The 11,738-nt window shown below is 71.1% G+C and carries 11 protein-coding genes and 1 pseudogene; 6 read left to right on the plus strand and 6 right to left on the minus strand.

Going from position 1 to position 11,738, the window contains the following annotated elements; all coding sequences use genetic code 11:
- Positions 1-109: 109 nt before the first annotated feature.
- The 4 genes from ACFXPL_RS36110 to ACFXPL_RS36125 all read right to left on the minus strand — a co-directional run bounded on the left by ACFXPL_RS36110 (position 110) and on the right by ACFXPL_RS36125 (position 5,044).
- Positions 110-1,039: an ADP-ribosylglycohydrolase family protein gene (locus tag ACFXPL_RS36110; protein WP_384927408.1), complete on the minus strand. Its 930-nt coding sequence runs from the start codon at positions 1,037-1,039 to the stop codon at positions 110-112.
- 658 nt (positions 1,040-1,697) lie between these two features.
- A complete protein-coding gene (locus tag ACFXPL_RS36115) occupies positions 1,698-2,228 on the minus strand; it encodes a hypothetical protein (protein ID WP_384927409.1) in 531 nt (176 codons plus the stop codon).
- Between the two features lie 608 nt (positions 2,229-2,836).
- Positions 2,837-3,739 carry an MBL fold metallo-hydrolase gene (locus ACFXPL_RS36120; RefSeq protein ID WP_384927410.1) on the minus strand — a complete coding sequence of 301 codons (903 nt, stop codon included), beginning with the start codon at positions 3,737-3,739 and terminating at the stop codon, positions 2,837-2,839.
- Between the two features lie 24 nt (positions 3,740-3,763).
- The gene (locus ACFXPL_RS36125; RefSeq protein WP_384927411.1) at positions 3,764-5,044 is read right to left on the minus strand and encodes an MFS transporter; all 1,281 of its coding nucleotides are present in this window, start codon (positions 5,042-5,044) and stop codon (positions 3,764-3,766) included.
- 126 nt (positions 5,045-5,170) lie between these two features.
- Between ACFXPL_RS36125 and ACFXPL_RS36130 the strand changes: the two genes are divergently transcribed.
- The 3 genes and pseudogenes from ACFXPL_RS36130 (at position 5,171) to ACFXPL_RS36140 (ending at position 7,247) form a co-directional block, all read left to right on the plus strand.
- Complete coding sequence (locus ACFXPL_RS36130) at positions 5,171-5,380, plus strand: hypothetical protein (RefSeq protein WP_384927412.1); 210 nt, start codon at positions 5,171-5,173, stop codon at positions 5,378-5,380.
- Positions 5,367-6,497 (plus strand): annotated as a pseudogene (locus tag ACFXPL_RS36135) (amidase). Before ACFXPL_RS36130 ends, ACFXPL_RS36135 begins: the two are co-directional and overlap by 14 nt.
- Before the next feature lie 171 nt (positions 6,498-6,668).
- Complete coding sequence (locus ACFXPL_RS36140; protein WP_384927413.1) at positions 6,669-7,247, plus strand: TetR/AcrR family transcriptional regulator; 579 nt, start codon at positions 6,669-6,671, stop codon at positions 7,245-7,247.
- 63 nt (positions 7,248-7,310) lie between these two features.
- On the opposite strand, the gene ACFXPL_RS36145 is transcribed toward ACFXPL_RS36140, so the two are convergent.
- On the minus strand, positions 7,311-7,505 hold the full coding sequence (locus ACFXPL_RS36145) for a hypothetical protein (protein WP_384927414.1): 195 nt from the start codon (positions 7,503-7,505) through the stop codon (positions 7,311-7,313).
- A 129-nt stretch (positions 7,506-7,634) separates the two neighbouring features.
- Here ACFXPL_RS36145 and ACFXPL_RS36150 point away from each other — a divergent pair, with 129 nt between their 5' ends.
- The 3 genes from ACFXPL_RS36150 to ACFXPL_RS36160 all read left to right on the plus strand — a co-directional run bounded on the left by ACFXPL_RS36150 (position 7,635) and on the right by ACFXPL_RS36160 (position 9,810).
- Positions 7,635-8,879 (plus strand): relaxase domain-containing protein, encoded by a 1,245-nt coding sequence (locus ACFXPL_RS36150; RefSeq protein WP_384927417.1) that lies wholly within the window; start codon positions 7,635-7,637, stop codon positions 8,877-8,879.
- Between the two features lie 136 nt (positions 8,880-9,015).
- Positions 9,016-9,213 carry a hypothetical protein gene (locus tag ACFXPL_RS36155; RefSeq protein WP_384927415.1) on the plus strand — a complete coding sequence of 66 codons (198 nt, stop codon included), beginning with the start codon at positions 9,016-9,018 and terminating at the stop codon, positions 9,211-9,213.
- 189 nt (positions 9,214-9,402) lie between these two features.
- Positions 9,403-9,810, plus strand: coding sequence for a hypothetical protein (locus ACFXPL_RS36160; protein ID WP_384927418.1), 408 nt, complete (start codon positions 9,403-9,405; stop codon positions 9,808-9,810).
- A gap of 25 nt (positions 9,811-9,835) precedes the next feature.
- On the opposite strand, the gene ACFXPL_RS36165 is transcribed toward ACFXPL_RS36160, so the two are convergent.
- Complete coding sequence (locus ACFXPL_RS36165; protein ID WP_384927416.1) at positions 9,836-11,029, minus strand: IS110 family transposase; 1,194 nt, start codon at positions 11,027-11,029, stop codon at positions 9,836-9,838.
- Positions 11,030-11,738 lie beyond the last annotated feature (709 nt).

Genomic DNA, 11,738 nt, shown 5'->3' on the forward strand with positions numbered 1-11,738 from the left:
CCCCACCCACCGCCTGTGCGGGGTCGTGGGGTTCTGCTCTGTGTGGGCGGCCGGCGTGGTCGTTTTTCCTCCTCATGTCCTCCTCTCGAGCCACCCCCCACGACCCGGTTCAGCCTCCGAGGCGGTGTGCGAGGTGGAGCAGATCCGCCAGGTGCAGCACCCGCCCATCGAATCCTGGGAGGGGCACGTGGAGCGGCTGGGTCCAGTGGGCGGGGATCGAGTCCAGCCCGTAGTACGCCCCCGCGAGGCCTCCGGCCACGGCGGCGACGGTGTCCGTGTCACCGCCGAGGTCGATCGCCGCGCGTATCGCGTCTTCGAAGCTGAAAGTGGTGCGCAGGGCCCAGACCGCGGAGCCCAGGCAGGGCCAGACGGCACCGTTGAACTCAGTCGCCTGATCGGGATGCCAGTCGGGAGCGAGAACGGTGGCGTATCGGCCGCGGTGGTCGGGATGGACAAGAGCCAGGATGTCCGGGAGCGCGGCGAGGGGGGCGGTGCCCTCGAACGTGACGCGGATGAGTTCATGGAAGATCGCGGTGCCTTCCCAGGCCGCGCGGTCACCGTGGGTGAGGGCAGCTATGCGGCGGGCCGCGTCCATGGTGGCTTCTCGGCCGGCGGCTGCGAAGTGGACCGCGGAGGTCGATGCCCGCATCAAGGAACCATTTCCCGCAGCTCGCCGGTTGACCTGGAAATGGATCGCGGCGGCGAGGTCCCAGGGCATGCCGTTGGTCAGGACATCTTCGGTCTGCAAGCCGATGTCCTTCGGTTCCGATGCTGCCCACCGCTGGAAGCGGCCGAAGATGTCCGGCAGATCCAGTCCGCCCCGCACCAGCAACGACTCGGCGACCAGGACGGCCATCTGCGTGTCGTCAGTTGCCTCGCCGGGGTCCCAGCCACCGCCTCCGCACATCTCGCCACCGGCACCAGACGCGGGAAACCGCGCGGAGAACGCTCCTGGAGGACCGAACTCGAAGGGGCCGCCCAGAGCGTCACCCACCGCCGAGCCGACGACCGCGCCGGCGACCCGCTGAATCCGCTTCATCCAGGCAGGTTATCCGCGCCGTGCCGAGGGCCGCGCGGCGCAGCTCTCGGACGGTTGGTGCCCAACCTGGCCCAGTCCGTTGCTCACGTCCGTCAGGGCGTGGTGAAGACGCCGGCGTGTGTGCCGATGCGGCGCCACACGACGTGCCGGGCCCCGGGGAGCACGGCCTGGCCGTACGACCACGTCGCGCGTCCGTCCGGTGCCCAGGTGAGCTCGAAGACGCCGGGGCTCGCTGGATGTGCTTGACGCGCAGGACGGCCCGGAAGGGCCGGCCCGTGCCGAGGTCGGGTACGAACGACTGGAGGACGACGCGGCGGAAGCGCCGGGGCTGGGCGGGGGTGAGGTGCTGGAGGTCGGCGGTGAAGCGGGGAAGGGTCTCGAAGGTGGGCACGGTGGTTTCCTCCAGGCGCACGACGAAGCCCCGGGCGGTTGCCGGGGGCTGATGAGAGCGGCGCTCCTTGGCAGTGGGCGTCTTGCAACTCGGTGGCGCTCAGTGGCGCTACATGGCGCCCGATGATGCTCGGTGGTGTCGTCCGGTAGAGCGATGACATTCGTGTCCGGCCCGGGGCGGCTTCCCGCCCGGCGGGCGCCTGAGAAGAAAGTCCGGCTACTGCTCCCGCTGGGCGGGACGTCCTGCTGATCGGTCTTTTCTCACTGGTCAGGGCCGTGTGCCGTGGTCTCCATGACAGTGGATATCAAGATCGTCCGGGCCGGTCGGATGTACCGCTACTACCTGCGCGAGACCGTCGTCGGCGACGGCCGCCGCCCGGCGCGCACGCCGCTGCGCGCCGCGCAGGAGCAGGCCGGTGTCCCGGCCGGGCGATGGATGGGCCGCGGCCTGGCCGCTGGCGCTACGGGCCCAGCTCAGCGAGGAGGAGCTGGAAGAAGTCAGGGAGCGGGCCGCCCAAGTGCTGACCGGCTTCCGGTCAGGCAGCGACGAGCTGCCGGAGCCGGGCGAGCCTCGGCCGCAGTACGCGGCCACCGTGCCCAAGCTGGAGCGATACGAGGCAAAGGCGACGGAGTTGAGTGTGAGCGCGCGCACGATCAAGCGGTGGGTCGCGCCTTCCACGCCGACCTGGAAGCCGGGCTCGTGCACAGCGGCCCGGATCGCGGGAACGGCGACATGGGCGGGCTCGGCCGGGCCGATGTGCGGTGGGTGGAAATGGCTCTGGAGATCATGGCCGAGCACGGGTAGGAGCTGAAGCCGACCCGGGGGAAGGTGATCCGTGCCGTCGGACCTCGTCTCGTTGCCCGCTACGGCGAGGGCGAGGTGAAGCTGCCCGGTCGCGGGACGGCGTGTCGGTGGCTTCAGGAGCTGGAGCGGCGGCGGCTCAAGCGGCGCACCCTCCCGTGCGGGCACATCTTCGGCGGAGGCCACGTACAACCGCCGCCGTGGCAGCAAGGCTGGTTCGCCTGCCCGCTCTGCTGCGGCCGGCGGCAGGAACCAAAGGCGGACAGCGCAGTCTGCGCCGCTTTCTGGAAGCAGTCCGCAATCCCACCTTGACGGCGTTCGCCCGCGACGCGGGCCTCGAGCCGGGCACGGTGACCCTGCAGGTCAGCGTCGTCCGATTCGATCCCCGCCAGATACGGCTCCAGCGCGGGAAACCCATCGACTCGGGCCGGGTATCCCCCGTACGAGGGAGGGCTGATCTCTGCGGGCGCCGTCCTGGTAGACGCCTTTCGCGTACGTGTCCCTGGCGTGTTCGGCCTTGGCGGGCGAATTCGAGAGGAGCGGCCCTGGTGGGGTCCGAGGGGCTGGGCCATACCTGCGGTGACCGAGACGGCGTGGCAACGGCATCAGGAAGCGGGGACGGGCTTCAGCCGGTAGGCGTTGCCGTGCGTGATCACGCGGCCGGCGGTGGGCGGTGCGAAGTGGGTGCCGAGGAGGAGGGTGTCCGTGCCGGCGAGGGAGCCGAGCAGCTTGCGGCGGGTGGCCTCGGACTGCCGTGGGTCGATGTCGACGCAGGCGCCGATGACGGGGTGGGCGAGCTGGACGGGGTGGTGGACGCAGTCGCCGGAGATCAGCGCCGTCTCCCCCTGGCTGGTCAGTTCCACCGCGACGTGGCCGGGGGTGTGGCCGGGTGTCGGGATCAAGCGCAGGCCGGGGGCGATCTCGGCCCCCTTGTGCGGGACGTCGACCGTGCTCAGCAGACCCGCCTGTTCGACCGGGATCACGGAGTCGCGGAACATCTGTTCGCGTGCCTCCTCCATGTCGTACGTGGCCCAGAACTCCCGCTCGGTGCGGGAGGTGAGGTAGCGGGCGTTGGGGAAGGTGGGGACCCATTCGCCGTTCACCTGCCGTGTGTTCCAGCCGACGTGATCGGCGTGCAGGTGGGTGAGGATCACCAGGTCGACGGAGTCCGGGGGGAAACCGGCGGCGGTGAGGCGCTGAAGGAAGTCGGTCCGCAGGTGGTGCCAGGCCGGGTTGGCCCGCTCCTTGCCGTTGCCGATGCCGGTGTCGACGAGAACGCGCAGTCCGTCCACGACGAACGCGAAGCTGTGGCTGTCGATGTGCAGAATCCCGTCCTGGCCGGCGAAGTGGGGGTGCAGCCAGTCCTGTGCGGTCACCACCTCGGGGGTGGCGTCGGGCAGCAGCCAGGATCCGGTCGCGGGCGGCAGGGCGACTTCGTCGACGCGGTGGACGGTGACGCCGCCCACGGTCCAGGAGGGAATGAGGGTGGCGGCGGGGGAGGTGTGCATGGTGTGTCGTTTCCTTTGTTCTCTTCAGTGGGAGCGGTCGGCTTCGGGGCGGGCCGCCCCGCGTCGTGACGCGGTGAGCGCCGCCAGGGCCGCCAAAGCGAGGAGAGCGGCGGTGATGGCGTAGGCGTGTGAGGTGGTCCCCAGCCCGTAGTGCTGGGTGGCGGCGCCCGCAGCGACAGCGGGCAGGCTCATGGAGAGGTAGCTGAGGATGTAGTAGGCGGCCAGTGTCGCGGCGCGGTCCCGCTCGTCGAGCGAGGCGAGGAGCATACGCAGCGCCCCCTGGGAAACGGCGCCGAAGGCGATGCCGGCCAGCACCGCGCCGCCGTAGACGGCAGGCAGCCCGGCGCCGTGCAGACCGCTCAGGGTCAGGGCCGCGGCGGGCAGGACGGACAGGCAGCCGCCGATCGCCGTGGCGCGGGGCGGCCTTCGCCGCAGCGCCCATACGGTGAGCGCGGCGGTGGCGCTGAGGGCGAAGAAGACCATGCCGCGGGCTGCTTGCGGGGCGTCGGGGGCCACCAGGTGTACGAGGGCCGGGCCGAGGGAGGAGTAGAAGCCGCCCAGCGCCCAGACGGTGCCGATAGCGGCGCCCGCGGCCAGCAGGGCGCGGCGGGCCGGTGGCGGGACGCTGACCCGCGGGCGCAGCGACCGCAGCGCTCCCGCGTGGCGGTGGGCCGTCTCCGTGGTGAAGGTGGCCGCGATCGCTTGGGCGAGGAACAACGCCGCCAGCAGTACGTAGACGGTGGGGGCGGGGGCGAAACGGGCGAGCAGGGTGGAGACGATTACGCCGGTGGCCATGCCGGCGACCGGGGTGACGCTGTTGGCCAGGGCGGACCGGCCCGGGCGCCGGGGGTTTTCCAGGTCGAGGAGCGCCGCGCCCGCGGCGCTGGTGGCCGCGCCGGTGGCCACTCCTTGCAGGACCCGGGCGATGGTCAGGGAGCCGGCGCCATCCGCTGAGGCCAGAAGGACCATGGAGGCAGCCGCCATGAGCAGGGCTCCTGCCAGGACGGGGCGTCGCCCTAGGTGGTCGGAGAGCGCTCCGGTGGTGAGCAGGGCCAGCAACAGGGCCAGGGCGTACGCGCTGAAGACCACGGTGACGGCGAGCGCGGAGAGGCCCCACTGGTCCTGGTAGAGAGGGTAGAGCGGGGTCGGAGCGCTGGACGCGGCCAGGAGGGCCACGAGTATCGACACGTTGAGGGCGAAAGAAGCCGTGCGGGTACGGGTGGCCTGGTGAGCGACGTGCGCGGGCGCGTCGGAGATCGCGGGCGCGTCGGCCACCGCTTGTACGTCGGAGATGACGCCGGGCATGGAACTCCTTCCGTAAATGCAATGCATTTGCTTTAACCCAACCGTAGGGCCTGCGGCAGGCTAAAGCAAACTGTTAGCTTTTACCGTGGGGGCTTCGTTGCCACGCCCCCTGATCAGGAGAAACCTGTGCCCTCCGTTGAACTCACGCCGCCCGAGGCCGCCCGCTGGGCCGCCCATGCCGGGCTTCCGCTGCCCGATGACGGCCACGCCGCGGTCGCCGCCACCGCCTGCCACATCCACTCCGTCGTCGCGGTCCTGCGCGAGCTGGACTTCGGGGACACTCCGCCCGCCAGCGCCTACCGCGCCGGAAAGGAGAAGCGCGATGCAGCCGTATGAGCTGACCCTCGCCGACGCCGCGCAGCAGATCCGGGCCCGTCGGCTGTTCCCCGTCGAGCTGGTGGACTCGGTCCTCGACCGCATCGACCAGGTGGACCCGCACGTCAAGGCGTACGTCGCCGTCACCGCTGAGCAGGCCCGCGGCGCGGCGCGGCGCGGGAGGCCGAGCAGGAAGCGGCCCGCGGCGTGTTCCGGGGGCCGCTCCACGGCGTCCCGGCCGGGCTCAAGGACCTGATCGACGTCGCCGGTTCGGCCACCAGCGCCAGTTCCCGGGTCCTGGCCGGCCACCGCGCCGCGCGGGGTGGTCAGGCCGTAGGCGAACTCGTGGGTGTGGGTCTTGCCGACCAGGACGGAGCCTGCGGCCCGCAGCCGGGCGGCGACCGTGCTGTCGGCGAGACCGGCAACGCCTGGGACCGCGGCCGGCTCGCGGGAGGCTCCAGCGGCGGGTCCGCCGTCGCGGTGGCGGCCGGGGCGGCGACCTTCGCCCTCGGCGCCGACACCGGCGGGTCGATCCGGGTTCCCGCCGCGCTGAACGGGGTCGTCGGCTTCAAGCCGACCTACGGGCTGGTGCCACGCCACGGTGTCACGTCGCTGTCCTGGTCGCTGGACCACGTCGGCCCGGTCACCCGCACCGTCGAGGACGCGGCCCTGGTCCTGACCGTCCTCGCCGGGCACGACCCGCGTGACCCCGCCTCGCTGGACACCCCCGCCGCCGACTACCGGCCGGAACGGGAGCCGGACCTGGCGGGGGCGTCGGGGTGCCGCGCAATTACTACTTCGACCATGTCGACGCGGAGGTGGAGACCACCGTCCGCCGGGGCATCGCGCAGCTGGAGACGCTCGGCGCCCATCTCGTCGAGATCGGCATCCCGATGACCCGGTACATCCAGGCCACCCAGTGGGGGCTGATGGTGCCGGAGGCCACCGCCTACCACGAGGGCACGCTGCGTAATCACCGGAGTGCCCGCTCTGTGCGTCCCGGTGGGCCACGACACGGCGGGCATGCCGATCGGCATGCAGCTGCTCGGACGGCCCTTCGGCCGAGCGGCAGCTGCTGCGGGTGAGCCACGCCTACAAGCGGACGCAGTCCGCCCGATCGCTCGCGCCGACCGCCTGAGAACGGCATATGGGCCGGGCCGGAACCGTCCGGCCCGGCCCATATGCGTTCGGCTCCGGTCGGGATCAGGCCCGGATGCCCGCAGCGAGGAGACCGGCAAGGGGGCCCTGGCGCCGCCGTCGAGCCGGCATGCTCCTCCTAAACGCAATAACCGTGCTTTAAGGTGGAGTCATGAATCGTAGGCCGATGGTGCGCCCCGGCGGGCGCAGTGCACGGGTCCAGGCTTCGGTGCACACCGCTGTCCGCGAAATCCTGTCGGAGCGGGGCCGCGACGCGATGACCGTCCCGCTGGTCGCCCAGCGCGCCGGAGTCACCCCCTCGACGATCTATCGCCGCTGGGGTGACCTTCAGGAGCTGCTGTCAGACGTCGCGGTGGAGCGCCTGCGGCCCGACACCGCGCCGGAGAGCCACGGCGACCTGCTGTCCGACCTGACGGCCTGGGCCGAACAGTTCCTCGACGAGATGTCGTCCCCCTCCGGCCGCGCCTACATCCGTGACGCTCTGCTCGGCGACCCGGACGGCAGCAACGCCGGTCGGTGCTCGGCCTACGCGGCCGAACAGGTCGACGTCATACTCGCCCGCGCGATCGGCCGCGAGGAGAACACTCCCGACGTCGAGACGGCGATGGATCGCGTGGTCGCCCCCATGATGTACCGCATCCTCTTCCGCCCGGCCGGACTAGATGCCGCGTACGCCCGTCGGCTCGTGACCGAGCTCCTCGACGCGGGCGAGGAACACCCCCTCCCATGATCCAGATTCCTCGCGGCCCGCGCAGGAGGATCGCCCAGATTCACCGTTGCTCATGCCCACGGGCTATCGCAGCTCGGGCGAGGCGAGCGCCTTCGGCTTGTGACGTGGTCCGTGGAGATCACCGAACTGGTCGGTATACGGCGCCGCGGCGGTCACGACCTTCTTGCCCAGGCCGGTGAGCTGCATGGGGTGTGTTTGACCGCCGGGGACCAGGAGCTCGCCGTCCAGGTCCTGTTCCAGCTTGCGGACCAGCCTCAAAGGGACGAGATCGTGAGACGGTGAGAGGTGTCCCCTGAATGAGACATAATGAGACATACGGAAAACCTGCAGACCACTACAGCGGAACGGGACATTCCGATTGCGGGCCTACAGCCGAAGTAGGGTGCCCTGGACACGGTCCGGCTCTACCGGCATGTGGTGGCGGCCGGGACGCTCTACACCCTCGCGATGACGACCGAGGTGTGCGAGGAACTGGGACTGGCGACGGTGCCCCGGGAGGTGACGCCGGGCCTGCGCCCGGTGATGGAGATAGCCGGTGTCGACTCCGAGCTCATCGACTGGTCCTCCACCCGCCGTCAGCGGATCGAGGACGTCCTGGAGGGCCTTACCTACCAGTACGCGCACAAGCACGGCCGGCTGCCCGGCGAGCGCGCCCGCCACGGCCTCGGGTGGTGGGCGGCGCAGGACACCCGCCCCGAGAAGAAGACCCCGCGCCCCTTGAAGCAGCTCCTCGCGTGGTGGCGGGCGTCCGCGCTCCTCACGTTCGGCGCCGCGATGGTCGAAGGGCTCCTCCAACGCTGCCGGGCAGAGGGTGCGGCGATCCGGGCCCGGGTCGACCCGGTGGTCGATGCCGCGCTCGCCGCCGTCGACGTCGCCGCGGTCGTCTCCACCGTCCGCGGCACCTTCGCCCGCCGCCACGTCCTGGCCGAAGCCCGCCGGCACCTGCTGGAGACCCTGCGCGGGCAGGAGTTCACCCGCGGCCTGGACGAATACATCGCGGGCCGCGCCCTGTCCGACTACTCCCGTCAGTTCACCGTTCCCCAGCCTGGCCGCCGGACCCCGGCTGCCGACCAGCTCACCTACACCGCCGACTTCGCCTGGCCCGGTCGCTGGTGGATCGCCGGGACCGATGGCAAGCCGCCGCGCGAGTCGAGCCGGTACGAGCGGGCCCGGGTCGCCAGCCTCGCCGTTCAGAACGCGATCCGCGCCGCCCGCCCCGCGCCCGCCGCCGCACGGGACGACGCCCCGGCCGCAGCCGCGGCGGTCTCCGCGCATACCGACGGCCACCACCACGACCAGGCGTCAGACGCGCCGCACGGCGTCGACCACCCGGGCCGGGACGCCGCGCTCGCCCCGGCGCAGCGGGCCGCCGCCGTCCATGCCCACCAGCAGGCCGCGATGCCCAAGGAGTATCTGGAGGGCCGTACGACCGATCCGGCGACGTGGATGCGCACGCCGGAGAACCTGGACCGGCTCGCCGCCGTCACCCGCGCGGCCAACGCCCGCCGCCGCGCCATCGAGGACGGGGAGATCCCGGCCCCGGCCGCCGACACGGCCGGTCCGGTCGACCGGCGCCGCCAGGAGCACCAGCAGCACCAGCAGCCCGGCCCCGGCCAAGGCCACCAGCCGTGACGCGCCGCGGACCCGTCCGGCGGGACGGAGGACGAAGGTGCCGCGCCAGAACCCGGGACGTGCCCGGCGCTCCGGCACCGGAGACGTCAGTGCGTGGCGAGAGTACGGGAACCGCCCCCGTCAACGAGGAGGAATCATGGTCGACCTGGTCCTGATGCAGCTCTCACCGGAACGGCGGGAGCGTCTGGAGCAGCTTGCTAACGCCAGCCGGCTGCGAGCGGCGCTGTACCCGTCGCCGAAGCCGCCGCCGATCCGGCGACGCTCACGCCAGTACCCGGGTGGCCGGGCGAACCCGTGGCGCGCCGCACGCCTGCACCGCCGGTACTCGTGGTGACTGGACGCGGTGGACGACGCGACGCCTGGAGTGCGGAGCCCACCGCATGGGCCCGACCGGTGGGAGTAGGGCCCATGCGGGGTGGGCTCCGGGGGGGGTGCCTCTATGTTTTTCGTCAAGCGTCTGGGCGGCCTCTGCCCGGGGGTCGATCTTCTCTGTGGGGCGTGAGACTGTCTGGTCGTGCCAGAGATGACGAGTGGGTTGGAGGCAGCCTTGGCCGAGGCGTCGTCTCCTGCGTGGACGCAACGTGTTCGTTCCGGGCGTGACCTTGCTTCCTTCGCTGATGTTTCTGAGGCTGCGGAAGCGCTGGTGGGGCTGTTGCTGGATGTCGAGGACACGGCGGTGACCCGGCAGACGGCAGAGGCTTTGACCCGGGTGGGGACGGTGGCCGCCATAAGGCTTATCGCTCTCGCGGTTGCCGAGGCTGACAACAACCAGGCCGACTGGCTGCAGACCGGGGTGCATGACGCGCTCGTGGGACCGGGCGGTGTGCCGGACATCGCAGCGGTCTGCGGGAAGCTCGCCCGGGACCCGGAAGAAGCTGTCCGTCGGGGGGCCGCAGATATCTCGGCATGGGCAGAGGACCCAAGGTGTTGATGCATCAGCCTTCCTGTGGGCTGGTTCATGCAGCCGTCGCCTGGGGGATGCGGGGTTCGTAGAAGGTGCCGTCGCGGAGCATGGCGAACAGGACGCTGATGCGTTGGCGGGCGAGGCGGAGGAGGGCTTGGGTGTGGGTTTTGCCGCGGGCGCGTTGCTTGTCGTAGTAGGTGCGTGAGGCGGGGTCGGCGTTCATGCAGGCGAAGGCGGAGAGGAACATGGCGCGTTTGAGCTGCCGGTTTCCTCCTCGTGGGGCGTGTTCGCCGTGGATCGATGTGCCGGAGGATTTCGTGGTGGGGGCGAGTCCGGCGTAGGAGGCGAGGTGGGCGGCGGTGGGGAAGCTGGTGCCGCCGCCGACGGTGGTCCTGACGCCGACGCCGGGCATCGACGTCAGGACCGGGGAATGAGGGTGGGCCTCCAGCAGGGCGTTGATCTGGGCTTCCAGGGCCCGGCGTTGGTCATGGACGGCGGCGAGCGAGTGGGCCAGGGAGGGCACGACGATGTCGAGGGTGCCGGTCCCCGGGACCACGACGGTCTGCTCGTCCAACGCGTCGAAGACGTCGTCGATCAGCCGGACGGCCATGCGCGGGGCCTTGGACCGGATCGCCTCGACGAGGCGTCTGCGTCCGGCCTTGCGCAGTGCGGCCGGAGAACCGTAGCGCTCCAGCAGCCAGGTGACGGCCTGGTGGTCGAGGCGGGGGCCCAGGACGCGTTCCAGGCTGGGGTGGAACTGGGTGAGCAGGCCGCGTATCCGGTTGGAGGTGCGGGTGGCCTCGGCCGCGAGGTCCTGGTCGAAGCCCACCAGGACGGTCAGTTCGGCCGTGATCTCGTCGGTGAGCTCCAGCGAGCGCAGGGTGTGCGGCAGGGTGCGGGCCGCGTCCGCGATCACCGCCGCGTCGCGCGCGTCGGTCTTCGCCTCGCCCGGATACAGGTCGGCGATCCGGCGCATCGCGAGGCCGGGCAGGTAGGCGACCCTGCAGCCTGCGTCCCGGGCCACGGCCAGCGGGAGGGCGCCGATGGAGGCAGGCTGGTCAACGATCACCAGGACGGTGCCGAACTTCGCGGTCAGCTTGTCGAAGACGGCCCGCAGCTTCGGCTCACTGTTGGGCAGCTGCTTGTCGTGGACCTTCTTCCCGGCCGGCGTGAGCCCGTGCCCGTGATGAGCACTCTTGCCGACGTCCAGGCCGAGAAACACCCCCACGTCTTCGGTGTCGAACATCGCGCCCCTCCAGGCGGGTTGAACGTGCCGGCCTCGGCGGTGGTGTCGTACGCGCGCATCCACGTTATGCAGACCTGCCGCCCGCGAGCTGTCCGGCATTGCGCCGGACCGGGCAGTGGCCGGACCTCTCATCAGCGTCTCCGACGGCACCTCCCGAGCCCGGTGACACCACCCCCCAGGTCATGCCTTCGACAGGGGGACACAGTCATGCCGGGCCCGGAGGCCAGCGGCCCCATTGCAGGACCGCGAAAAACATAACGGGGACTCCACCGCGACATCGGGTGGACTCCACTTCGGCGAGCACCGGCCGGTGGGGCGTGCGGGACATCGAGGCATCCGGTGCGCGCACCGACGATGTCGTCCACTCCCGGCCGCCGCACCGGTGCGCATCGTGGTGCGCCGTGTTCGGCGGTTCTCCAGACATTCAGATGTGTCTCGCGTCTTTAATCACTTGCCCGGTACGACCTCAGCGGTGAGGATCAGCGGGTGCTTACAGCTGTGCCGGACGGGCGTGCGGGAATCGACGCTGCCCTGGTGAAGCGGTTGATCACCGCCCAGTTCCCTCAGTGGAGCCGTCTACCTGTAGTGCCGGTTGTCAACGGACACTGCTGTATGGCTCTGTCGCGAGTTCCGTGAAATCCAAGATGTCGATCTTCAATGAGCGAGCAGGATTCGCTTGCGCAGGAGGTCGGGTTTGGCGCGGCCGAAC

The organism is Streptomyces sp. NPDC059092 (assembly GCF_042756365.1).
Classification (GTDB): domain Bacteria; phylum Actinomycetota; class Actinomycetes; order Streptomycetales; family Streptomycetaceae; genus Streptomyces.

Excerpts from the sequence above, each read along its gene's own strand:
- ACFXPL_RS36155 (WP_384927415.1), top strand. The coding sequence starts at position 9,016 with ATGGTCGACCTGGTCCTGATGCAGCTCTCACCGGAACGGCGGGAGCGT.
- ACFXPL_RS36165 (WP_384927416.1), bottom strand. The coding sequence starts at position 11,029 with ATGTTCGACACCGAAGACGTGGGGGTGTTTCTCGGCCTGGACGTCGGC.
- ACFXPL_RS36160 (WP_384927418.1), top strand. The coding sequence starts at position 9,403 with ATGACGAGTGGGTTGGAGGCAGCCTTGGCCGAGGCGTCGTCTCCTGCG.
- ACFXPL_RS36110 (WP_384927408.1), bottom strand. The coding sequence starts at position 1,039 with ATGAAGCGGATTCAGCGGGTCGCCGGCGCGGTCGTCGGCTCGGCGGTG.
- ACFXPL_RS36120 (WP_384927410.1), bottom strand. The coding sequence starts at position 3,739 with ATGCACACCTCCCCCGCCGCCACCCTCATTCCCTCCTGGACCGTGGGC.
- ACFXPL_RS36140 (WP_384927413.1), top strand. The coding sequence starts at position 6,669 with ATGAATCGTAGGCCGATGGTGCGCCCCGGCGGGCGCAGTGCACGGGTC.
- ACFXPL_RS36125 (WP_384927411.1), bottom strand. The coding sequence starts at position 5,044 with ATGCCCGGCGTCATCTCCGACGTACAAGCGGTGGCCGACGCGCCCGCG.